19 protein-coding genes are annotated in these 22598 nt (G+C 41.6%); 9 read left to right on the plus strand and 10 right to left on the minus strand.

Translation table 11 applies throughout. The features are described 5' to 3' along the window. Nucleotides 1-568 precede the first annotated feature (568 nt). The 6 genes from AC1DP6_RS07540 to AC1DP6_RS07565 all read right to left on the minus strand — a co-directional run bounded on the left by AC1DP6_RS07540 (nucleotide 569) and on the right by AC1DP6_RS07565 (nucleotide 5171). The gene (locus AC1DP6_RS07540; protein WP_477054269.1) at nucleotides 569-1126 is read right to left on the minus strand and encodes a YceI family protein; all 558 of its coding nucleotides are present in this window, start codon (nucleotides 1124-1126) and stop codon (nucleotides 569-571) included. 68 nt (nucleotides 1127-1194) lie between these two features. Then, entirely contained in the window at nucleotides 1195-1758 is a 564-nt protein-coding gene (locus tag AC1DP6_RS07545; RefSeq protein WP_477054270.1) for a Crp/Fnr family transcriptional regulator, read from the minus strand. Between the two features lie 583 nt (nucleotides 1759-2341). Then, complete coding sequence (locus tag AC1DP6_RS07550; RefSeq protein ID WP_477054271.1) at nucleotides 2342-2752, minus strand: YybH family protein; 411 nt, start codon at nucleotides 2750-2752, stop codon at nucleotides 2342-2344. Between the two features lie 153 nt (nucleotides 2753-2905). Then, nucleotides 2906-3274 (minus strand): NAD-dependent epimerase/dehydratase family protein, encoded by a 369-nt coding sequence (locus tag AC1DP6_RS07555; RefSeq protein ID WP_477054272.1) that lies wholly within the window; start codon nucleotides 3272-3274, stop codon nucleotides 2906-2908. Between the two features lie 79 nt (nucleotides 3275-3353). Further along, nucleotides 3354-3959, minus strand: coding sequence for a Crp/Fnr family transcriptional regulator (locus AC1DP6_RS07560; RefSeq protein ID WP_477054273.1), 606 nt, complete (start codon nucleotides 3957-3959; stop codon nucleotides 3354-3356). 138 nt (nucleotides 3960-4097) lie between these two features. After that, nucleotides 4098-5171 (minus strand): heparin lyase I family protein, encoded by a 1074-nt coding sequence (locus tag AC1DP6_RS07565; protein ID WP_477054274.1) that lies wholly within the window; start codon nucleotides 5169-5171, stop codon nucleotides 4098-4100. 267 nt (nucleotides 5172-5438) lie between these two features. Between AC1DP6_RS07565 and AC1DP6_RS07570 the strand changes: the two genes are divergently transcribed. Beyond that, nucleotides 5439-5639: a hypothetical protein gene (locus AC1DP6_RS07570; RefSeq protein WP_477054275.1), complete on the plus strand. Its 201-nt coding sequence runs from the start codon at nucleotides 5439-5441 to the stop codon at nucleotides 5637-5639. Nucleotides 5640-5678: 39 nt separating this feature from the next. Then, entirely contained in the window at nucleotides 5679-6632 is a 954-nt protein-coding gene (locus tag AC1DP6_RS07575) for an MvdC/MvdD family ATP grasp protein (RefSeq protein ID WP_477054276.1), read from the plus strand. 17 nt (nucleotides 6633-6649) lie between these two features. Here AC1DP6_RS07575 and AC1DP6_RS07580 read toward each other — a convergent pair whose 3' ends face one another. Continuing rightward, nucleotides 6650-7588, minus strand: a complete 939-nt coding sequence (locus AC1DP6_RS07580) for an ADP-ribosylglycohydrolase family protein (RefSeq protein WP_477054277.1) — start codon at nucleotides 7586-7588, stop codon at nucleotides 6650-6652. A gap of 1141 nt (nucleotides 7589-8729) precedes the next feature. Between AC1DP6_RS07580 and AC1DP6_RS07585 the strand changes: the two genes are divergently transcribed. The 4 genes from AC1DP6_RS07585 to AC1DP6_RS07600 all read left to right on the plus strand — a co-directional run bounded on the left by AC1DP6_RS07585 (nucleotide 8730) and on the right by AC1DP6_RS07600 (nucleotide 15154). Next, a complete protein-coding gene (locus AC1DP6_RS07585; RefSeq protein WP_477054278.1) occupies nucleotides 8730-11990 on the plus strand; it encodes a SusC/RagA family TonB-linked outer membrane protein in 3261 nt (1086 codons plus the stop codon). Nucleotides 11991-12018: 28 nt separating this feature from the next. After that, on the plus strand, nucleotides 12019-13473 hold the full coding sequence (locus AC1DP6_RS07590) for a SusD/RagB family nutrient-binding outer membrane lipoprotein (protein WP_477054279.1): 1455 nt from the start codon (nucleotides 12019-12021) through the stop codon (nucleotides 13471-13473). Between the two features lie 71 nt (nucleotides 13474-13544). Next, the gene (locus AC1DP6_RS07595; RefSeq protein ID WP_477054280.1) at nucleotides 13545-14195 is read left to right on the plus strand and encodes an immunoglobulin-like domain-containing protein; all 651 of its coding nucleotides are present in this window, start codon (nucleotides 13545-13547) and stop codon (nucleotides 14193-14195) included. A gap of 182 nt (nucleotides 14196-14377) precedes the next feature. Further along, nucleotides 14378-15154 (plus strand): hypothetical protein, encoded by a 777-nt coding sequence (locus AC1DP6_RS07600; RefSeq protein ID WP_477054281.1) that lies wholly within the window; start codon nucleotides 14378-14380, stop codon nucleotides 15152-15154. Nucleotides 15155-15268: 114 nt separating this feature from the next. On the opposite strand, the gene AC1DP6_RS07605 is transcribed toward AC1DP6_RS07600, so the two are convergent. Continuing rightward, entirely contained in the window at nucleotides 15269-15460 is a 192-nt protein-coding gene (locus AC1DP6_RS07605; protein WP_133809298.1) for a cold-shock protein, read from the minus strand. A gap of 526 nt (nucleotides 15461-15986) precedes the next feature. Here AC1DP6_RS07605 and AC1DP6_RS07610 point away from each other — a divergent pair. From AC1DP6_RS07610 to AC1DP6_RS07620, 3 genes are all read left to right on the plus strand, one after another. Next, the gene (locus AC1DP6_RS07610; protein WP_477054282.1) at nucleotides 15987-16742 is read left to right on the plus strand and encodes a hypothetical protein; all 756 of its coding nucleotides are present in this window, start codon (nucleotides 15987-15989) and stop codon (nucleotides 16740-16742) included. A 146-nt stretch (nucleotides 16743-16888) separates the two neighbouring features. After that, a complete protein-coding gene (locus AC1DP6_RS07615; protein WP_477054283.1) occupies nucleotides 16889-17794 on the plus strand; it encodes a metallophosphoesterase family protein in 906 nt (301 codons plus the stop codon). Between the two features lie 150 nt (nucleotides 17795-17944). After that, entirely contained in the window at nucleotides 17945-19096 is a 1152-nt protein-coding gene (locus AC1DP6_RS07620) for a TlpA disulfide reductase family protein (protein ID WP_477054284.1), read from the plus strand. 3 nt (nucleotides 19097-19099) lie between these two features. On the opposite strand, the gene AC1DP6_RS07625 is transcribed toward AC1DP6_RS07620, so the two are convergent. Both AC1DP6_RS07625 and AC1DP6_RS07630 read right to left on the minus strand, forming a co-directional pair. Next, on the minus strand, nucleotides 19100-21478 hold the full coding sequence (locus AC1DP6_RS07625) for an ABC transporter permease (protein ID WP_477054285.1): 2379 nt from the start codon (nucleotides 21476-21478) through the stop codon (nucleotides 19100-19102). Between the two features lie 245 nt (nucleotides 21479-21723). Further along, entirely contained in the window at nucleotides 21724-22593 is an 870-nt protein-coding gene (locus AC1DP6_RS07630) for an alpha/beta fold hydrolase (RefSeq protein WP_477054286.1), read from the minus strand. Nucleotides 22594-22598: the final 5 nt, after the last annotated feature.

The following is a 22598-nucleotide window of genomic DNA, read 5'->3' on the forward strand; positions in this document are numbered from 1 at the left end:
AAGATGGCCCATCGGGCAACAAAAAATACATGGCCGCCGATATTATTGCGGTGGCAGCCCCGCAAGCACCCAAATATGCTCATAAACGTACTTACCCAAAGCGGACGAAATTGCTTCCCAAACTTATCTATACACACGCATATCCAGCTATCATTCAACTGGAATAAAGCGACCTTGCCCCCTGGAGATATTTTGATGAATAAACCCTTTATACCTGCTTTCTTTAAATAAAATATCACTTTCCGCAGCTACAGCCTCGTAGGGAAGCAGCCCTGCTATAGCCTGTGCTGACCTCCATCCATCTTTTGATTCAATTTTATCCCGGTTACACATCCGAACCTCATCCCCGCATCAAGTCCACCTCTACTGCACTGCTTCTATAGGTGCTAAGCTGGTGCTAAGTATAGGCTTGACGGAGCCTACATAGTGAAGAGGTAATCCCAACTATCACTAACGATAATGCAATTATAATTACCCCCTCTTCACCTCCGTAAAAAATACTGGGGTTCCTGCATTGAAAAATTATTGAAGGGGGCTATTAGCACTTATCAGAAAAGGACCATTCACATTATTCTCCTGATAATACCTCTGTGGCTTGTTTTATTAATTGTATATCAAAATGAAGCTTCACATCTTCACCAACAACGAGGCTTCCCGCTTCTGTTAACAGGCTAAAGCTCAATCCAAAATCCTTCCGGTTAAATTTTCCGTTCACTTCAAATCCAGCTCTTATATCGCCAAATCTGCCAGCACCAGTGCCTGTATGGTCAGCAGTCATTTCAATGTGCTTTGTAGTTTCAAGTATCGTTAAATTACCTGCAAGTGTAAGATCGTCATTGTCCTGCTGTAAAGTTCCGTTGAACACGATTTTCGGGAATTTCTCCGTGTCCAGGAAAGCAGATGACTTCAGGTGACCATCTCTTTCACTGTTATTAGTATCAATGCTATTGGTATCTATTTCAAAGTGTATTTCAGCATTGTCAAAATGCTCATTGTCAGTTTGAACAACACCATTAAATAATTTGAAAGTCCCCGAAACATTCGATATCGCCAGGTGCTTTACTTTAAATTGCACTTCAGAATGTTTAGGATCCACCAGCCATATTAATTTCTTACGTTCAGTCATAATAAAGAGATTTTATTCTCCAAAATTACTCCTGCCAGCATTATCTATTTTTACCAAAGGGTAAAAAATCATTTTTGCGCCCTGATTCTGCTTAATGACTGTTGGGTAATGCCAAGATACTTTGCCAGATCACCAAGTGCAATTCGTTGAAGGATCAGGTTATTTTCTCTCACAAATTGATTGTACCGCTCCGTTGCATTTTCTTCCAGCATTTCATTTATCCGCTTCACCATCTTGATCGATGCCCTGGAAATCAGTTTTCTAAAAAAGGTTTCCATACAATGATGCTTTTCGCAAAGCGCTTCCATTGCTTTATGATCTATCAGGGTCAGCGTGGTTGTTTCCAATGCGGTTATCGTATAGTCTGATGGCGTTTGCGTGAGATAGCTATCGAAAGCAGTAAACAGCACATTCTCTGAAAAGAAACGCATGATGAATTCCTTGTCTTCTTTAACTGAATACATTTTTGCGAGCCCTTCATTCACAAAAAACAGGTGGCTGCAAATTGTACCGTTCCTGAGTAAATGATCCCCCTTCTTTAAAGTCTTTGTTTTTAACCCCTGGAATAGTCCGGCAGTAGCCGCTTCGTCAAGCGGTGAAAAATCGTTTATGAATTGGAGGAAATCTGCCATAGTGGGCCTTATCTGTTCCTGCAAATATAAAGTATTGAAAATACTTTTGTATGGAAGCTTCGGGGTAACAAAGTCCCTGTAACTCAACAGGTGGAAAAATGAAAAAGCCCTGTGAATATAGCTATCTCCTATAGACTGTAATCACAGACGTAAAGAGAAGATCACTATTTCGCCAGGGCTGTTGCTTAAATTTACAAAAGTCATTAACAAATCGCAGATGGAGGACATCCACAATAGGTGTGATCAAAAAGTGTACAAGGGGTGGATGTTCCGGTAACTTTAATTTGCCCTTGTTTTGTGTTACTCAGTGTGGCGATCCTGATGGTAGAGAGTCGCATTTTCTTTGGTGCTACTTTTTTCATGTGTGGGTTTTTAGGTTTTTAATAAGAAATATTACGTGAGAAGATATTATAAAAGAACTACAGTATCAACAATTCAGTTATTGCAAAATAGCATTTGCCACTGCAATATATTTGCGGTAGCGTTCTTTGTGTTTAGAAGGTATCCTAACTTTCAGAATTAAAAGAGGGAAATATAAGACCTCTCCAAAATTCTAAAAAGATATGATCTCCGAACATTTTTTTCACTCCGTTACCTCTTCAGTTTCAAGCACTGCTGCCCCAAAAGGATTATCCACCAACCATAACCAAATACCAGCTTCATTTCTTTTCATCAGGCAGGAGGTATGACCACTCATGCTAAAGATAGTGCCATCAGGTGTTGTACCTGTCATTTCCCATTTATCCAGCCAGATCGCCACATCATCAATAATGGTTAAATGCTGCCTGCCGCCTTTTATGTCCGGGCGCCATACACACAGCTGCCCAATGGTCTTTTCAATTTGTTGTAGTCCGCAGATGGATATGCCATCTCTGTTTATATATACACCCCGAACATCAAAGCAACTCATGGCGCCTTTAACATCTCCCTGTTTTATACAACTACGAAAATAAGCCACTGTGCCAGCAGGCATTTTTCTATCGAATCCTTCCATTATTAAAATTATTTATGGTGATACAAGTATTTTAAAGCGTTTTCTATAGCTATTTCTGGTGCTACAGGGGCATATCCCAGGTCCTTTTCAGACTTACTTATATCCATATCCTGATGAACGTTAAAGTACATTCTTACCTGGTTAACCAGCAGCTTAGGTTTTTTGCCTGTTATGCGGGATGTTAGCTCCATCAATAACGCATTTCCGTAATACAGCCGCTTCCATGACATTCTGTGTAGCGATCATATTTGCCTGATAGATATCCTTCTTCGGGTTTTTAGCCCACAACTTATACACTGCGGCTACCTGGTATAAAATATCTACTCCATCCAATGCTGTTAAAAGAGAGGCTTTATCATGCAGATCCGCATAGATTGGAGTAAAATCTAAATCTTCAAATGGGGCGGTGTTATCCAGGTTCCTGACGGTTCCTTTTACTTTTTGTCCTTTGTGTAAGAGATGTCTGAGTAAGTTATTTCCAAGATGGCCGTTAACGCCGGTAATTAATGATGTTTCCGTCATTGTTGTGTTACATTTATTGCAACACAAAAGTCACGGCTATAAAAAGCAATAAAAATAACAATTGTTATTTTTATATATTCTATCCTCTTATCCGGCTTAGCGATTCCGGTTTAACACCAATATAAGAAGCGACATACTGCAGCGGTACATGTTGAATTATATCAGGTCTTTCTGCCATTAATTTCGCATAGCGTTCTTTTCCCTTTAGTTTTCCAAAAGTAAATATCCTTTCTTCCTTTTTTAGCAATGCTGATTTAAGGCATTGCATACCTAATTGAATCCATGCAGGGTTTTCAATAGCTAATGCTTCGAAAGAGGTTTCTGATATTTTACAAACAAGGCAATCAGTTAAACATTGGATGGACTCAAAGGATGGAGCTTTCTTTAGTATGCTGTACATGGATGATGCAAATTCGCCGCGACTTAAAATATCAATCGTCACTTCTTCTCCATTCTCGATGCTGTAGTATGCACGAACATACCCCTCCAGGATGAGAAAATAGTTGGTAGAAGTATAACCTTCTTTGACCAGGAAATCCTTTTTCTTCTTGTGGTAAAAACTAAAGTGTGTCCGGATAGAGGATAAATCTTCTATGATAAAATTAAAATGATCTTTAAAACATTTTACCAGTAATTCATCATTTGTTAGTGACGCCGTTGTCTTCATTTGGCTGGATGCTTTCATATTTACAGGAAGTCTGTTTTCACAAACCGGTAAGCCGCAATTTACTCATAAATCAGTTCAATCCTGCATCCACTCACATTACGCAAGTAAAATCGTGAGACATTCTCCGATAAGAAAATGCCCCACGACCTATTAACATCAGTTCGTACCTACTTTAAAAGAAGATACCTTATCATTAAAATTATTATTCTTCAGGCAGCTGCCATCAGCAGTCAGCACAAGAGAATCACCGGTGAAATTATCGCCGTCATACAGCGTTACTTTAAGCCCGGCGGGAACTTTCAGGGAAGAAGCATCGTTGTTCACACCACCGTTGGCCACGATGGCGGCGGTGTTGTAATTGCCAATACCAAAGGAGGCAGACCAACCACCATAACTGCAGTTCTGAAAGACCTGCGCCTGTAAAGCAGGACCGGTACCACCGGGTGCTGCTTCTGCATAAGTAGATGCAATTTTGGCGCCCTGAACATAGTTGGTAATCTCTGCGGCATCGCCGCCGTACACCCCGAATTTAGGATCACAAAAGTCAGCATCGAGGGTACGTGCAGGATAACGCTGCGTGCCATTTACCAACGTTTGTTTCACACCGTTGTACCAGAACTCAATAAATCCAACTGCCCCATCCCGGGAGACCTTAATGCGCAGCACCATCGCATTCCAGGCATTGCGGCTCAACGGAGCTACCCATACTTCCGTTCCTATTTTGTCCGGCGCAAAGTGCATGAGGTGGAAGTTACCATTGGTAGTGGTGCTGAGTACAATAGGGTAGTTTTGTGTCATCGGCTGACCGGAGCCATATGCCTTCCATTGAAACACCGCATTAGTGTTCTGGTTTTGCGGGATATCCAGTTTAGAACGCCAGCCGATGTAGATATCATCTCCTTCTGCGGCCTGGAAATTTTTCGCACCATGACCTTCTGTACGATGGCTGCCGGCAGGTTTGTAAAACTTCCAGACCTTACCATATACAGGATCGGTTTCAGCAGTGATGGTACCACTACCTTCAAAATTAAGGATCTTCCATACATTGGTGCTGGACAGGGAAGCATCTCCATCCCAGAGCAGCGAAAGGATACCCAGGTTACCGGTGGTTCCAGCTACATTTACCACGTTGTTTTTTGCTACGTTGGGATCCTGTAAACTTTTGGTACAGCTGGTCAGCGCAAGTATATTGGTTGACAGGAAAGCGGCAATCGCCAGTGTTATTTTCATAAGGGTTGTTTATAAAGGGTTAATTGTTCTTACTAAATATAATACCTCCACTTTATCCAAACACATAGGATCTTCACAGAGACAGATACTGGATTCATTAAAGGCATTAAAGCCACGAAAAACCCGTCAGTAGGCAAAATACCTGCTATCAGTATGCAGTATAAATAGTTATGTATCCTCACTACCTGGAGATAATTAAAATAGAAATTCTCCATTTTATTGCTATGTTAAATATCTTTAGTAACTTTTATTATAAACATACACCCCATGAGCAAGAAAATTAAAATCACCCTCGAAGTAGACCCGGATCAAACAGTTGTAATAAAACCACTGGGAGAAAAACTATCTGAAACACCCAAAGCGCTTACCAGTACCGAAGAACGCGACCTTTCTGCTACTATACCCACTACGTACTCTACGGATGTTCCTTTTACAGATGGCGGCGTAGACGCCGGAATTGACTGGTAAACGGACAAATAAATCAACAATACCCTATACTCCATAACTATGAAAAATGTGATATTAATCATTGGGGACAAACATGATCCCCATGTGATGGAAGTCGTGCGTAAAATCGACAAGGAAAAATATCGCGTTTTTTATTTGAATCCTCTGGATGGCGCAATGGGAAAGGTGTCGTTCTATTATGATCCATTCAGGATTGAGATTGAAAATGAGTATAGCTCCATCACCTCACATGAAATTATTGCTGTTTGGTGGAGAGTAAAACCTGACTTCTCTAAGCTTCCTAAAGATTTAGAAGAAGTAGCCTCGAAGAATTTTATTCAGCGGGAATGGATGCTTTTGTTGGAAACACTGAGTTGCTACCTGGATCATTGTTTCTGGGTAAACCCACGCAAAACTGACCACCTCCTTAGAAGTAAACCATTTCAATTACATCAGGCACAATCTTTCGGGTTTAAAATACCGAGAACCATCATCAGTAATAGTTACAATGCTATAGAAGCACATTTCTCTACCTCCCGGGAGGTATTGTATAAACCGCTTAGCTATTTCGTGTCGCCCCCCAAAAAAATATTATACGCGAATTCGGTATCGGTGGAAGCGCTCCCCTCACACAAGGAAAATATATCCATAGCGCCGTGTATCTTCCAAACATATGTTGATAAGAAATATGAACTGAGAATAACCATTGCAGGCGATCACATTTTTCCTGTAAAGATATACTCCCAGGAAAACACCAACGCCAGGCTGGATTGGCGTAGAGAACAGCTTGATTTGAAATATGAAACCATTATACTGGAAAAAGCGTTTGAAAAAAAACTACTTGCCTTCCATCAGGCCATGGGACTTGTTTATGGCGCATATGATTTTATAGTAGAAGAGGATGGCACGTATACATTCCTCGAGGTAAATCCATTGGGGCAATGGCTTTGGCTGGAGACTATCCTGAAATTAGATATTAGTGGAGCAGTTGCTATATTACTTATGAAGTCCTGATGGGTATCATTATTATATTATTTGTCTGCTACCAAATAAGCCATTCTTTCCCCCAACAGCTCAATGTCCTCCTTTCTCGCCAATTCGCCGATCCACTTCTCCGGTATACCTTCCTGACCATATATTAACCCCGCCAGACCGCCGGTCACGGCTCCTGTAGTGTCCGTATCCCCGCCCAGGTTCACGGCTTTCAAAACGGCGTCCGCGTAATTATCGGTGTTCAAAATACACCAGATACTTGCTTCTAAAGTATGTAGCACATATCCACCACTACTGATCATGGATGCAGGTGCAAAATGAATATCTTCCTTAAAAAGGCGATTAAACCTTGCTATTTCATCTGCATGGATTCCTTGCTGCACGATGAAAGCGGGCAATGTTTTCTGCAGAGAAAGAAATACTTCGAACTTATCTTTTTTCAGCAGGATCAGCCGGGCAAACTCCAGGTAATAAAAACAGGCAACAACGGCACGCATATGTCCGTGTGTAAGGGAAGATACATCCCTGGTTAATTCAAACCGTTCTGCAATGGGTTTATCTTTTATATAGAAAAGCAATGGCAGGATTCTCATCAGCGAGCCATTACCATTCTCAGATTCATAAAATCCGCCGGCCATGGTTGGTGCAATGCCTTTCGCCAGTCGCTCAATCGATTCAGCGGTAGTAACCCCAATATCAAATACTTCTCCATGAGCTGTCCAGAAATTCTTATATCGCCAATCAACCAAGTATTTTGCGAGCAGGGACAGACTAAAATCTGTCGTGAGTGCTTCTGCCAGACAAAAGGCCAGGGAACTATCATCTGACCAGGTACCTGCCGGCTGATGATGCGATCCGTATCCCACCATGTCGGTAACGGGGCTGAGCTCCAGCCCTTCCCGCTCTCTGAATTCTACCGGTACGCCTAATGCATCTCCAACTGCCAGTCCGAATAAAGCCGCCTTAATCTGATCCATTTTTTGCTACTGAATTTTCTTCAAGATAAAATTTTTCCGCTTTCCAACTGCAATACGCTCCTGCAATCATGGCTATCCGGTATAATTTTTACCGCTACAGGTGCGCTACTGTGGCATTACACTGAAAATGACTGATAAGAAGATACCGGCCATTTCTTTAGCCTGGGCGCTATTTATCCCCACTATAACCGCTGACAAATAAAACAGCCAAACCTTCACTATGACTTAAAAATCAATACTTTAAACTTCTTTCGATGCTAACCCAGATAAAATTATTGTGATATTAGTTTTTTACTAATAAAGGCTTATCTTAGTGTATCGAAATAGAGTTCACTTGACTAAGAATAGCAAGTAATTTCAGATTAAACTTTCAACAGAAAAAACTGTCATAGAGCCCAGGTTTAAAAAATAGCTTTGAGAAAATAGTAACAACAGAAAAGGAAAAACGAGATTAAATTTATTATCAACAAACAAAATCTAATGTCTGCAAGATGTTTCTATTAGTGAAAAATGTCCTGCGCATAACAACTACCAAAATTTGAATACCAGTACGATCACACTCTTAATAGCTAATCATTGAAGCATCAGCTATTAATTTCTGGCAGTGTTATTACCATTTTAACCTAAGAGACGACGAACGTAATCAGGATGGTAGCGGTGTATTTAGCCACTGCATTGCTTAAAAATCGCTTATGAGAATTGGCTTATGAGAAATCAATATTGCTTATGAGAAAATTGTCTTCGCGTAAAGCATTCCCTCTGTTTACGCCTTTGTCCTCCACCATGTAAACAATACGTGTAATGAACGAAGAATGAGTTATACTAAGAGGAAGGTCCTTAAGTTTAAAAAACTTTTTCGGCTATAGTCTTGTTTAATGGTATTACTGTACTAACGGAAGATTCATTCGTATAAAATTCAGCAAAGAAAAAGCTGTAAGGGCTGTGTTATGCCTTTATACATGGGATTCGTGTAACAACTAAAATTCTAATTAAAATACTACCGCTCTCATCATTAAATGATCAATCAATGATCCCATACTATAATACATTTTTACCCTCTAATGGCCCTCCGTATCACGGGTTGAATTTGCCAGCACGATTAAAAAATTTCATTAAATAAACCACAACCAAAATCAAGTTTATGAGGAAAAAAACAACTCATCTTATTATTTTCATCTCTGGTGCAAATAAGGATCCAAAGAGGGCTTTACGCAAAGCTTTCCTGGCACTGGTTATGTTAATAGTGCCCCTACTCACTTTTGCCCAGCAAAAGATTTCCGGTAAAGTGACGGCGCAGGAAGATGGATCTGTCTTACCGGGTGTAAGCGTGAGAATTAAGAACACCAATACGGGTACTGCAACAGACCCCAAAGGTGATTTTTCATTAACAGCATCACAAGGCGATGTCCTTGTATTTACTTTCATCGGCTACACCGACAGGGAAGTACCAGTTACTTCCAGTCTTAAATACAATATTTCTTTACAGTCTATCCGCACTTCGTTAACAGAAATAGTGGTAACAGGTCAGGGTGTAAAAAGAGAAAAAAGAAGTCTTGGTTATGCTGTAGCCACTATCAATAAAGAAGACATTGGCGACAACACCAGCCCGATCAATGCGCTTACAGGAAAGGTAGCCGGTTTAAGCATCACTTCAGGATATGCACCGGGTGCATCTTCCAGGATTACCCTGCGTGGTCCTACTTCTTTCAGTGGTARTAACCAGCCGGTTTTTGTTATCGATGGTATTCCTGTCAGCAATGATAACATCCGGAATGCCGACTTCCTGAACGACCAGGTGGATTATGGTAACAGGGGTAATGATATCAACCCGAATGATATTGAAAGCATCACTGTACTGAAAGGACCTGCTGCTGCCGCATTGTATGGTAGTATCGCGTCTAACGGTGCCATCCTGATCACCACCAAAAAAGGTAAAAAGAACTCACCGGCACAGATCAACTTCAGCACCAGCTATCAACTGTCCAGCATCCTGAAATATCCTGATTTCCAGAATGAATTTGGACAGGGTAACATTTACGCAGGTATTGCGGATGACAGAAGGGAAAACTTCAGTTGGGGTGAGCCTTTTGATGGTAAAGAAAGACCATGGGGCCAGATTATTAATGGCAAACAACAGCTAAGAGAATACAAGGCCATTCCAAACAATGTGAAGGATTTCTTTGACAAGGGTCAGACCTTTAATAATAACCTCACTGTTTCCGGTGGTAATGAAAAATCTACTTATTTCTTGTCAGTAGGTGCATTAAACAATAAAGGAATTATTCCTACCACCAACTACAATAAGTATAGTGTAAGGTTCAGTGGTTCTTCTGAGTTTTCTGAGAAGTTTTCCAGCCAGGCGTCTATCGGATATACCAATATCTCCAGCCAGTTGCCTTTAGGCGGACAAACCAACTCTGTTTACAACTCCATATTCCAGCAGCCACGGGATGCCCCTATCGTTGATTTCAAAGATCTCAGCAATCCTTTCAACGGTACGTTTATAGATGACGCAGGTGTACCCCGCTACGGATACTATGGTGCCTATACGAAAAACCCATACTTCCTGCTGCAGAATTATAAAAACAACAACTCTGTAGAGCGTGTGAACGGAACAGTTTCATTGAGCTACAAACCTATTGCGGGACTGGATATCACAGAACGTATAGGTGCGGATATATACAGCGATCGCAGGTATGAAAAAGGCGCCAAATATTCCTATCAGCCAGCCGATCCGTTTTATAACGGAAATAACTGGAACGATAATGGTAAATATTCTCAGGATATTACCAACTACAGCCAGATCAACCATGACCTGATCATCACGTATACCAAAGCGTTGACCAAAGACCTGAACATGAAATTGTTAGGCGGTAATAACGTGAGGATGACCACCGTTAACAATCTTTTTTCGGCAACCAATACCACCGGCGGTTTGATAGTGCCTGATTTCTATAACCTGGATAACTCCAACGGCCCTATTAATTCTACCAATACGCTTACGCAAAGAAGATTATATGGCTTTTACGGAGAAGCTGATTTCGACTACAAGAACATGCTCTTCCTGGGTGGAACTATCCGTAATGATATTTCCTCTACCCTGCCTACCAACAACAACTCTTATGTTTACCCAAGTGTAAACGGTGCTTTTGTATTTTCAGAGTTGTATAAAGACCAGGCTTTTGCAGATGTGCTGAGTTTCGGAAAAATACGGGTTAGTTATGCGAAAGTAGGCGCAGATGCTCCTCCTTACCGCCTGCAAACCACTTATACCAAAACTGATGTGAATGGTGACTTTGGTGAAATCTTGTTTCCAATTTCGAGCAACAACAACACTATTCCCGGCTTTGCACGTCGTACGCTCATCGGAAACCCTGACCTGAAGCCTGAGTTTACCTCTTCCTTTGAAGTAGGAACTGAGTTGTCTCTTCTGAAAAACATCATCAACCTGGATGTGACTTACTACAGTACTAAGTCCACCAACCAGATCGTAGACGTTCCTATTCCTAACAGCTCCGGGTTTAATAACATTACCCTGAACGTGGGAGAAATGACCAACAAGGGGCTGGAAATAGGTTTAAAGGCAACACCCGTGAATACTTCTTACGGATTGCGCGTAGACCTCTTTGGTACCTTCAGTAAATTAGATAACAAAGTAGTTGACATCAACGATAAACTGGACCAGGTAGCTATTAGCGCCGGTATCAGTGGTACTACTGCGATGGCACAGGTAGCTGCCAAAGGAAGAAAATACGGTACTTTCTATGGCACCGGTCTCGCTATTGATCCGGCGAGCGGCAAAGTGATTATTGACAAAGCAACAGGACAACCACTTAACAACGCCACCAACTACTATGGTTCTTACCTGCCTGATTATATGGCTTCCTTCGGTGGTAGTGTTTCCTACAAAGGATTTATGCTGAAATTCCTGTTTGATACCAAACAAGGTGGTGTATTCTATTCAAACACCAAGAGCGTAATTGACTTTGGTGGATATGCAAAGGAAACGGCTGTTAACGGCAGACAGGATTATGTATTTCCAAACTCCGTATACGATGATGGTACCGGTAAATTTGTAAATAATACCAGTATCAAATTCCGTCCGTACGATTACTTTACAAGTGTTCTGCCAGCCGGAGAAAACATCATAGATGCCAGCTATGTTAAACTGCGCGAGGCTTCTATAGGCTATACTTTCAGCCAGTCTATGTTAAGACATACACCATTCACCAAACTGGGTATAGTGCTTTATGGCAATAACCTGTTCCTGTGGGTACCTAAATCCAACCAGTTTGCTGATCCGGAAATCAACGGGCAGGGAGCCAGTAACGTACAGGGATATGAATTCTTATCCAGTCCTTCGCTCAGGAACATGGGTATTAAAGTAGATGTATCATTCTAATTTCAACCGGGCCTAAAAATTAAAATTGATGAAAACGAATATAATAGCACTATTCTTTCTGTCAACCCTACTGCTCTCGTCAGTGGGTTGCAAAAAGTTCCTGGATGTAAATAAAGATCCCAACAATGCAGTAGATGTGCCGGTGAACGTGCTGCTTCCGTCTGCCGAAACGGGACTTACATATGCTGTTGGCAATACGCTATCAATCAATGGTGGTATCTGGTCACAATACTGGACGCAGAGTCCCAACTCTTCTCAATACAAAAACCTGGACCAATATTCTCCTGCTGAAGGCGATTTTGGCAACGTGTGGGGCAATCTTGAGATAGATGCCCTCGAAAATTTGCAGAAGGTAATTGATAAAGGAAATACTACCAATCAGAAACAATATGTGGCGATTGCTATGTTGTTGAAAGCATACTCCTTTCAGCTTACTACGGATTTATGGGGTGATGTACCTTTCAGTGAAGCCTTACAGGGCGATGCTGCTACATCGATCCTGAATCCGAAATATGAATCGCAAAGCGATATTTATACCGGATTGGTAAAAATGATTGATGACGCCACGAAATTAATCAACCCGGATGAGGCCACTCCTGGCAATGACGATCTCATTTACGGGGGCGACATGGATAAATGGCACCGCTTTGCCAATACCCTCAAATTAAGAGTGGGTTTGCGCCTGGCGAAAAAAGATGCGGCCAGAGCAGCTACTATTGTGAAATCGTTACAGGGGGCTGACTTTGTTCAACCTGGAGAATCAGCTTTGCAAACCTTTAACTCTACCGGTGGCCAGCAAAATCCGCTTTATGGCGCATTAGCAGGTACTGTGCTGGCAAAAACGCCTAACCTGGTTGCCAGCTCCACTGCTGTTGGATTTTATAGTGGTAACAGCGACCCCAGGCTGAACGCGTTTTATGCCCCGATAGGAACCACTGTAGTAGGCATTCCACAGGGTAGCTTCAATAATCCTCCCACTACTACGGTTTCTTCACCATCCGCAGCTACTGGTGCTAATGCAACGGACGCTGCTTCTGCACTGGCTCCCGTAAAACTGATTACGGATTATGAAGCTGATTTCCTGCAGGCCGAGGCTATTGCAAGAGGATGGCTGACAGGCGATGCGCAGGCTATGTACGAACAGGGTATTACTGATAACTTTGCTGCCTATGAGGTAGATGGAGCCGCCGACTATATTGCTCAGACAGCGATCGCGTATCCCACCGGAGCTCCCCTGGAAACACAGATAAAGGCCATTATTACACAAAAATGGGCAGCCATGAACGGTAACCAAACAATAGAAGCCTGGACCGAATGGAGAAGAACCGGATATCCTTCCTTCTTTACTATTTCAAAAGCGTCTATTATCGGTGCTGGCAGGTGGCCGGGCATATTCCTGTACCCCTCTTCGGAGTTGACCAGGAACCCAAATGCCCCTAAAACCAATCACCTGGTATACGACAAAGTTTGGTGGGCAAATTAAGGAGTAGGCCGTTGGTGATAATACCACTGGCTTTTCATCCTCAACATTCTTTTAACTATTAATTGTTTGGCATGAAAGCGTTATTATATATCTTCCTTGCAGGCTCCTTGCTGTTCACCGCCTGCACGAAAAAATCGGAAAATGTGTACACGAAAATGGTGACACCGGTTTATCCTAAACTTACACTGAAAGGCGCACCGGTGGTTACCTTAAGTGTTGGTGGTACTTATACGGATGCTGGCGCTACCGGGTTCGATAGTCTCACTAATACCACCACTCAGCTCACACCGGTATCCAACAATGTAGACGCAGCTAATGCAGGTTTCTATGTGGTTAATTTTCTCACAAAAAATCTGTGGGGCTACCGGACAAGCGCTGCGAGACTGGTACTGGTTACCACGGTTCCTCCCAGTGATGATATCAGTGGTACCTATGTACGTAATACCAATGGAGAACCTGTGCATGTTGTAAAGGCTGGTACAGGGCTATATACCATTGATAATGTGGGCGGCGTAGCAGGCGCTCCGGCTGCTTTTGTTTTTCCGTATTATATCGGATTTACTGATGTGAATACTTTTGAGGGACCACAGCAAACCACTCCACTTGGAGGGTTATCGCTGTCAAATCCTGTCATCATTCGTTCAGGTAGTACTATAACACTTAAGTATGTAGTCATTAATGGAAACTTCGGTACATCAGTACGTACCTTCGTAAAACAATAATCATCACTACATCTGATAAAAGAAGAAGCTGTCTCAAAATGAGACAGCTTCTTCTTTTTATGGCCCCTTCCCAAATAGCTGTTGAATGGGGCAGCGCTATAATTGAAAATATCCCACTATCCATTTAAATGATTTTCCCTAACCCGTTTTTACCCCCACCTTCCATGAGTTAAACCATTTTTATGAAGCATATACTTCTTTTCCCTTTACTTCTATTAATGGGGCTCACCTATAGCGGTCAGGCCCAGCATACTACAGCCCCCGGCTATTTTACACTGAAATTAATGAAAGGAGATACCCTGGCAAATGTGTATTCCAGGACAATGGCTTACTCGGGAGATGATTTTTTGCCTGTTGTATACAGGGTGAGTGGCAGCAGCAGGTATGAAGTAGTAAATAATGACGGATCAAATCCTGTATTTAACGAAACAGACCTCTATGACGGCCAGCCGGAAAGTAAAGCTGTAGCTATTATTGGGCTTAATGGCACCAACAGTTATGATGGCAAGTCGTTCGTCAACACCAGCGCCAGTGGCTTACTCTACAGCGAATTGATATGGGGACCTATCCGGACATCACTGCACGAAGGCGATTCCTGGCAACATACCATTTCCCAGCCATGGGAACTTGGTGGACCTGGTATCCAGGTGATAAAAGTGATCGCATTGGATGAACGCCATCAAACCGTTACGTTACAGCGGGAAGGAAATAGTGAAGGCTTCTTCGACAACGACCTGAAACAGCTCTCTATTACCACTAAAAAAGAGGCTAAAAAACTGAAAGTGGATGTTGAGCCAGGCCCCGCGCACTGGACCGGCTACACCACTTTTAAAAATGGGATAGTTATCAGTGATGAATTGCTGGTCACCAGAACAGTCACCTTGTCGGCAGACAGCCTCCATTTTAAAGGACATCAACGGGAGTATATCTTATTAAATGCGGTGCCGCATAAAATGTAGTAGCTAGCTTTAGTTATAAGAGTGGAAAAACCGGCCACGTGCTTTTCAAAAAAAAGCACAAAAAAAAAGTATGCTTTTCAGCATACTTTTTTTCAATGAGTAAGATATATAAAATTAGATAACTTTTACGTTAACTGCATTTAATCCTTTTTTACCATTTTCTACATCATACGTTACACTGTCATTTTCACGCAGCTCACCAGTAATACCTGATATGTGAACGAAGATGTCTGGACCACCATTAGATGGAGTAATGAAACCAAATCCTTTGGATTCATTGAAAAATTTAACTGTACCTTGTTGCATTATATTTTATTTATTAATTATGCCCAAGGTACACTTATATAGTTTAACAACCTAAATAGTTTTAAATATCCCGAAATTTATTTTATACTGCTCTTCTCGCTTCCTTTTAATCTTTTATGATTACCGCAACGCAATACTCCCCATTAAATACAGGCTAGTGCTGCCTTTCAGGTCATTTCCCTTCTGCATACCCGCTGTAACCCATTGTCAGGAAGATCTGCCACCATTTATATCAAAAATTAATTCATAATCAAGTAGTTACATGCAAAATAAGTCATTTTGCTCTCTACATTAAAAAATATTAATATTAGTATTATAAATATAACGCCGTTGTCACAAAAACAGCCGAAATCAGGCGTTTTGACCCTGTTGGACGAAGAACAAAAACCGGAAATTGCAGGCCTTTTTAGCGAAAAAACGGACTCAACATCTATTTTTATTGTATCTATGTCGATAAATGTCATGTGTTCAACACCATGGGGTGGAATATGCGGCGGACTTCATTCATCGTTAAACCATATAGAATATGTATTCCGGTTACCTTTCCCTTTTCTTAATTATTGGCTTTGCTATCCTATCAGTGCTATTAGCAGGACTTATATTTTCCATTATTGTTTTCTATACCAAAAGCAAAGTACACGAAGTAATCGCCTGGATATGCGGCGGCTTGTGGCTTATACTGGACCAATGCATTGCATATAGCGGTAAGTTTGAGACAGAAGGGATTCCCAATTATTTCTTTTATCCTATCCTGTTACTATTTTTTCTGCTACTACAATACAGATCTAATTCGGCAGCCGGAAATAATCTAAAGATCCTCTATATCGCTAAAACAGTCCTGGTAGTCGTATTTCTGGGTAACCTGAATTCCCAGATATTCACCATGCTGCTACAAGACGACATCGTGAGTTATGATCAGCCAGCTGTAAGAATAATCATGCCGGCAGTGGGCGTTGTGATTTCTATATCGGTGATGGCCTACATTACCTTCTTGTATTTACAGCGTATCAAAGCATCTATCCAGAAAAATGAAATTTTCAGGAGTGCCATTATATTTACCGCCGCTTCCTATTTCTTCGGAAACGTTTTAGGGAACCTTCTCTTTTTCATACAATATTACAAGCGCCTGTCAGAGGTATCCGGTTTTATCTTCTTCCGGCCACAGCAAATAGCCACACAACTGGCCTATATGCTCGTGGAAACATTGGTAGCAGCTACAATAGCCGCCTACATCTATAAATCAAAACAGGAAGCCATCATGCAAGCTCCCGTAAAGGAATAAACAGTTTTTTAACAGGATCATAATATACAGGGTTTCCACATATTTCTAACTTTGCTCACATAACCAGCACGGTTAACTGATAAATTATTTTTTTGCAGGCAGTTGTAACGAGCTGCCTGCTTTTTTAATGCTAATCGGATCCATACATGATGCAAAGAAGATCTCTGCTAAAGAAAATGGGAGGCCTGCTACTGGCCCCTGCCCTTCCCTATTCAAAGCTGCTTTCTAAAGAAACACCCGCACTAAGAATAGCGCACCTGACGGATATTCACTTAAAAAATGATTTCGATGCCCCCAGGCATCTGCGTGATTGCCTCCACCATGTACAGCAACAAACACCCAAAGTAGATTTCATTCTGAATGGCGGCGACATTGTGTTTGATATGAACAAGGAAGAACTAACCACCATCCGCAACCAATGGCAACTGCTGCATTCGGTAATGACTGCAGAATGCAGTTTGCCGGTACATTATGTGCTCGGCAACCACGACATCTGGTGGCAGGAGCAAAACAAAACCCAGGCCTTATACGGTAAACAATACTCCCTTGAACAACTGCAACTACCCAAACCTTATTACAGCTTTTCCAAAAATGGCTGGAAATTCATTTGTCTGGATAGTGTGCACCTTGATATTGACGGCACCTGGTACATCGGGAAATTAGGGCCGGAGCAATTCAACTGGCTGGAGAATGAATTGAAAAATACACCACCCACCACACCCGTATGTGTACTATCACATATTCCTATTCTTACCGCTACCCTGATGATTGAAGATAACATTGTGAACAAATGGGAAATGCTGGGTGGTGATATGCATACCGATACCGCCGCTATCATTAAATTATTCTATCAACATCCTAATGTAAAGCTGTGTTTAAGCGGACATATACACTTACGTGACAAGGTAGTGTACAACAATGTCACCTATCTCTGTAATGGTGCCGTAAGCGGAGGCTGGTGGAAAGGCAACAACCGGGAAACCGCACCGGGTTATGGACTGATCGACTTATACGCAGATGGAACGTTTGATGAAAAATATATAAACTACTAAGACTAAAAAAGCTTCCTGTTAATGCACAGGAAGCTTTTTTATGAAAAATACCGTGACTCCTGGTAAAAGTACATTTAACAAAAAATTGCAACACGCCCCTCTACAACAAAACAATGAATCCCCTACTTTCGGTGCAACAATGAAAAAAACATGCCGAGTATCCTGCTTAAATGCCTGTTGTTATTAGCATTCCTGCGTCCTTCCGCTACCGGAGGAAAACACTTTACCGTTAAAATAATTATCCCGGCTACCGTCAATGAAAAAAACCTTGTCATTAAATATGACGATGGAAAAGATGATATTAGCATAACTCCGAATTTTGTGAATCATGAAATGACAATTTCAGGTAACTATTTCTCTCGTTATGCTACTATCCGTATTTATCCAAAGGAAGGCGAAAAATTCAATGGTGGCTCTTATTGGGTAGTAAACAAAGCTGCAGTCATCGATTTTTCACCAGCACAAAAATATCCGCGCTTAGTGAACACGCTGGATATAAAAAAGACAGGAGGAGAAAAGTTGCAAGCATTTATTGAGGCAGTTCAAAAAGACAAAGATGACTATTGGGAAGCGCATGCCATCGCCATTATGGACTTAAACAGTCCGGAACGGCAAATATTTTTTGATAAAATAAAAGCAGTAGAAGACAAAAAACTTCAATTCCTCATCGACAATAAATCAGCATACTATTCCTTCTGGATATTTCGTACTGAAATGGTATATATGGGGGCGAGTGTTCCTCCCGGATACCAACATATAACAGTAGCCACACTCAGAAAACTATACCATTCCATTTTTCCGGATAGTCTAAAAAATTCAGTGGAAGGAGCAACGGTATTAGCAATACTCGCAGGAAGAGATGTACGCAAAGATGCGATGGCACTGGATTTTACGACTACCGATATCTATCATCATAAAATAACGTTGCACGACTACCGCAATAAATATGTATTGCTTAATTTCTGGGCTTCCTGGTGCAGTCCTTGTGTAGCAGAATTACCTACCATCAAAAAAATAAGGGACACTTATAACACAGACCAACTGGAAATAATCAGCAATACCGTACACGATGATTCTACTGCTTTTTTAGCTGCGGTGGAAAAGTACAAGATCAGTTGGATAAAAGTCTTTAATGATGAGGCATTAGCCAAATCATATACGGCTCCCCTGCCTTTATTATTACTCATAGATAAATCCGGCAAAATAATCTACGAGCGAAATGAAGAACTCACCTCCGAAATTGATAGTTTGCCTCTGCTGCAACGACTATTAAAAGAGCGGCTTACTGAAAAAGGGGAGTAATACCTACTCCCCTTTCAAATACTTTATCGGGTTAGCTACTGCCGCTTTAATGGCCTGAAAACTCACTGTCAACAGCGTAATGGCTGTAATAACACCGGCGGTGATCAGGAATACATCCGGCCCAATATGAATACGATAAGCAAAATAACCCAACCAGTGATTCATTCCCCACCACACCAGCAGGAATGCGATGACTACTGCGAGGGATACCAGTTTAAAAAAGTCCCTGGATAGCAATAATGTAAGATTACTCACAGATGCACCAATCACTTTGCGGATACTGATTTCCTTCTGTCGCCTTTGGGCAGTAAAAGCAGCCAGTCCAAATAAGCCCAGGCAGGATATGATGATAGCTAAACCAGCAAAATAACGGGATAAGCTACCGATTCGCATTTCGGCGACATACATGGCCTGATAGTCATCGTCGAGGAAGCGGTATTCAAATGCCATTCCCGGATTAAACCGCTGGAACGCTTTACGGATACCAGCAATCGCTTGTTCCTCCCTGTCGCCGCTCACCTTCACCATGATATTGGGCATTACCGGGTACACCTGGAAAAAACAGGGTTGTACCGACTGATACAATGATTCAAAATTAAAATCAGCTGCGATACCCACTATCTGCCGGTCTTCTCCCCACAGCCGGATGGTTTTGCCAACAGGTTCTTTTAATCCCATTCTTTTAATAGCGGTTTCGTTAAAGACAATTTCCCTGTGCGCATTATTGCTCACAGAAAAGTTACGTCCTTCTTTAATATTGATACCGGCTGTTTCCAGGAAATTATATCCTACTTCAATATTTGCAAAATCGATATCAGCGTGAGGATCTTTTCCAGGCCACTTCAGCGAAGAAGTTCCACCGTGTGCGCCCATCAGGTTATGATAATAGCTGGAGGCATTTACCACGCCTGGAATAGCTTTCAACTCGTTTACGAAAGCCGCCGCATGACTCATTTTTACGGAGTCTTCTTCCAATGGAATTTCAAAATGGATCAAATGCTCCCGGTTATATCCCAGGTTCTTTGATTGGATAAAACTCAACTGTTTATAAACGATCAACACAGCTGCAATGAATACTACAGATAGCGTAAACTGGAATACCACCAGCCCTTTACGTACCATCACCTCTCCAAAAGAAGTATTGAGCTTTCCTTTTAAAACCGCTACCGGGTTAAATCCGGAGAGATATAAAGCAGGATAGCTGCCGGCCACCAAACCAGTGATCAGTGCAATGCCTGATACTGTCAACATCAGTTCCATACTGAAATGCAGACTTAACTGTTTACCGGAAATTTCATTAAAAACAGGTATCAGGAAGACAACAAAAATGATGGCCAGGATCATCGACAGGAAAGTCATCAACATAGACTCTCCCATATATTGTGCAATCAAAGTACCCCGACTGGCGCCCATTACTTTCTTAATGCCTATTTCTTTCATTCTGCGCGAAGCCTTTGCCGTAGATAAATTCATGAAATTGATACAGGCAATCAGCAATATGAGAATCGCAATAATAGAAAACATTTTGACATAAGTAATTCTTCCACCAGCCTGTACGCCATTCTCATATTTCCCATACAGGTATTGATCGGAGAACCTTCCAAGAAACAAACTAATGCCTGCATCCTTATTTTTGTTCGCTACAAAATTTTCGATCTTATGATTGAGTTGGTCAATGTTTGTTTTATCCTTTACAATTACAAACGTGTTTGGATCATTATTGCCCCATTCCAATAATCCTGGCCTCTTTTCGAGTACCAGGTCGTAATTAAACATCAGGTCAAACTGCTCTGTAGCAGATGGAGGATTGCTTTTGAATATGCCGGAGATGGTATACAAACCGCTGAATTCCCCTGCATCCCATTTTAATGTTTTACCCACCACGCCTGTGGTAGTATTAAAAAATTTACGCGCCAGCTCTTCAGAAATAATCACATTGGATTTATCCTGCAGCACCTGGCTTTCATCTCCTGCTATCAAATGAGTGGTAAATACGTTGAAGTAATCTTTCCCTACATACTGTCCTCCTGCTTTTATACGGGTATCGCCAATGGTAATGATCCCTTTGAAAGGAAACCAGGAGGCGGGGAGTACAGATACGGCATGTTCAATTTCAGGTATTTCTTCCTTTAATGCTTTCCCCAGTAGCCCTGGTGTATTGTTCATGGTATAAATACCATCATTACTTTTCACATTCGCCATCACCTGATATAAGTGCTGATCTTTTTCATTGTATTTATTCACATGGCGCTCATCACTGATCCATAACCATAGTAATAAGGAGCAGGCCAGGCCGGTAGATAAACCTAATAAATTCAGCAAAGTAAACTGACGATCCTTTAAGAGATTTCGCCAAATGATCCTGATATTATTTTTGAGCATTTTACAGCTATTAAAAAAATAAAATGAATGCGCTTCTTTTGCAAAAGCACTAAGCTACGATACAAGGACTATCCATTCCACAAATACAATACCTGATGAATATTATTTGATAATCAATATTTTATAACTCCTCTGCCTTTATGGATGTTCACTTTTAGTACAGCGGTGTCCATTTCCGGTCATTACAGCAAACAGCCGCATAAATCTACGATTCATGCGGCCGTTGAAAATATATAGAGGGAAGATTATTTAGCCAGGAACGGGCTTATCAGGTTGGTTAACTTACCGGTTTCCATCATCAGACTTACGTGGGTAGCGCCGGGTATAATTGCCAGCTGTGATTTGGGTAATCCTGTCATATCACCAAAAATACCGCCGCCACAAAGTCTGTACATTTCCGCCACATGGTTCAGGTCTACACCATCGTTGTCTCCGTTAATAATCAGCACAGGTGATTTTATCTGCTTTACTTTATCTGCACCCAGGTCAAAAGTGGCGGTATCAAATTTGATCATTTGGGCTACAAATGCTTTCCAATGACTTTTATCCGGACTGAGTCTGTCGTACTCCTTTTTCAGCGGTGTTTGTTCCAGGAACTCAGGTTTCATGGTGGAGAAAATATCTCTCGCTGCCTGTACCCATCCATCGTATTTATACACGGAGGAAATAATAATCAGTTTATTTACGAGAGATGGATGTTCAATAGCCAGTTCGAGTGCTACGGTAGCTCCCAGGCTGTAGCCTAACACATCGGCACTGTCTATTTTCAGGTACTGTAATAATGCTGCTACATCGCTGGCCATTGCGGGATACGAATATGCCCGATCGATATCTCCTGTTCTGCCATGGCCCTGCATTTCCAGTGCTATCACCTGGTGTGTTTTTGCAAGCTCTGGTATCAGCTGCCCATAGTTCAGGTCAATATTCATATAACTGCCATGCAACAATACCAGTGGCTTTCCTGCACCATGTACTTCGTAGTACATTTTCAGTCCATTAACAGGTGCATAACCAGATGTTTTTAACGTACTCATATGATTACCATTCGATGATTGTGCATGACCTGGAATAAAGAAGATACCGATCAGCGCGAGTGTAACAATCAGTGTTTTCATTAGGA

It is taken from the genome of Chitinophaga sp. 01L420, from assembly GCF_056399985.1.

Excerpts from the sequence above, each read along its gene's own strand:
- AC1DP6_RS07540 (WP_477054269.1), bottom strand. The coding sequence starts at position 1,126 with ATGACTGAACGTAAGAAATTAATATGGCTGGTGGATCCTAAACATTCT.
- AC1DP6_RS07545 (WP_477054270.1), bottom strand. The coding sequence starts at position 1,758 with ATGGCAGATTTCCTCCAATTCATAAACGATTTTTCACCGCTTGACGAA.
- AC1DP6_RS07550 (WP_477054271.1), bottom strand. The coding sequence starts at position 2,752 with ATGGAAGGATTCGATAGAAAAATGCCTGCTGGCACAGTGGCTTATTTT.
- AC1DP6_RS07555 (WP_477054272.1), bottom strand. The coding sequence starts at position 3,274 with ATGACGGAAACATCATTAATTACCGGCGTTAACGGCCATCTTGGAAAT.
- AC1DP6_RS07560 (WP_477054273.1), bottom strand. The coding sequence starts at position 3,959 with ATGAAAGCATCCAGCCAAATGAAGACAACGGCGTCACTAACAAATGAT.
- AC1DP6_RS07565 (WP_477054274.1), bottom strand. The coding sequence starts at position 5,171 with ATGAAAATAACACTGGCGATTGCCGCTTTCCTGTCAACCAATATACTT.
- AC1DP6_RS07570 (WP_477054275.1), top strand. The coding sequence starts at position 5,439 with ATGAGCAAGAAAATTAAAATCACCCTCGAAGTAGACCCGGATCAAACA.
- AC1DP6_RS07575 (WP_477054276.1), top strand. The coding sequence starts at position 5,679 with ATGAAAAATGTGATATTAATCATTGGGGACAAACATGATCCCCATGTG.
- AC1DP6_RS07580 (WP_477054277.1), bottom strand. The coding sequence starts at position 7,588 with ATGGATCAGATTAAGGCGGCTTTATTCGGACTGGCAGTTGGAGATGCA.
- AC1DP6_RS07590 (WP_477054279.1), top strand. The coding sequence starts at position 12,019 with ATGAAAACGAATATAATAGCACTATTCTTTCTGTCAACCCTACTGCTC.
- AC1DP6_RS07595 (WP_477054280.1), top strand. The coding sequence starts at position 13,545 with ATGAAAGCGTTATTATATATCTTCCTTGCAGGCTCCTTGCTGTTCACC.
- AC1DP6_RS07600 (WP_477054281.1), top strand. The coding sequence starts at position 14,378 with ATGAAGCATATACTTCTTTTCCCTTTACTTCTATTAATGGGGCTCACC.
- AC1DP6_RS07605 (WP_133809298.1), bottom strand. The coding sequence starts at position 15,460 with ATGCAACAAGGTACAGTTAAATTTTTCAATGAATCCAAAGGATTTGGT.
- AC1DP6_RS07610 (WP_477054282.1), top strand. The coding sequence starts at position 15,987 with ATGTATTCCGGTTACCTTTCCCTTTTCTTAATTATTGGCTTTGCTATC.
- AC1DP6_RS07615 (WP_477054283.1), top strand. The coding sequence starts at position 16,889 with ATGATGCAAAGAAGATCTCTGCTAAAGAAAATGGGAGGCCTGCTACTG.
- AC1DP6_RS07620 (WP_477054284.1), top strand. The coding sequence starts at position 17,945 with ATGCCGAGTATCCTGCTTAAATGCCTGTTGTTATTAGCATTCCTGCGT.
- AC1DP6_RS07625 (WP_477054285.1), bottom strand. The coding sequence starts at position 21,478 with ATGCTCAAAAATAATATCAGGATCATTTGGCGAAATCTCTTAAAGGAT.
- AC1DP6_RS07630 (WP_477054286.1), bottom strand. The coding sequence starts at position 22,593 with ATGAAAACACTGATTGTTACACTCGCGCTGATCGGTATCTTCTTTATT.